This window comes from Roseateles sp. AC306, assembly GCF_979253795.1.
In genome coordinates, this window is record NZ_CEEDEB010000076.1 from 1 (window position 1) to 277 (window position 277).

Annotated in this window: 1 protein-coding gene; it reads right to left on the bottom strand. The window is 50.9% G+C overall.

Going from position 1 to position 277, the window contains the following annotated elements; all coding sequences use genetic code 11:
• Positions 1 to 276: DUF1266 domain-containing protein (locus tag AC0IZJ_RS28460; RefSeq protein WP_471855617.1), on the bottom strand; the 276-nt coding region annotated here is incomplete at its 3' end.
• Between the last annotated feature and the right edge of the window lies 1 nt (position 277).

A 277-nucleotide genomic window follows, 5' to 3' on the forward strand; every position in this document is an offset into this window, starting at 1 on the left:
GGTTAGCGCCTCGCGTAGCGAAGTGTTGTCTTCGCACTGAGAAGATTGCCAGTAGAGACGTCCTAACGAATAGGCGGAAAAATAGTGCATCCAGCTGTGATAGTAATGGTGAGCTCGTACATAGACGCGCGATTGCAGCCATAAACTCTCTTCTTCCGTCAGCCACTTGTTGAGCACACCGACCCGTGACAGAAACCCCATTCGAACATCATCCCAGGCTTTGATTCCCCCTTCCCCACAGCACATAGCGGTTTGGGCAACGAATTGGGTATAAATC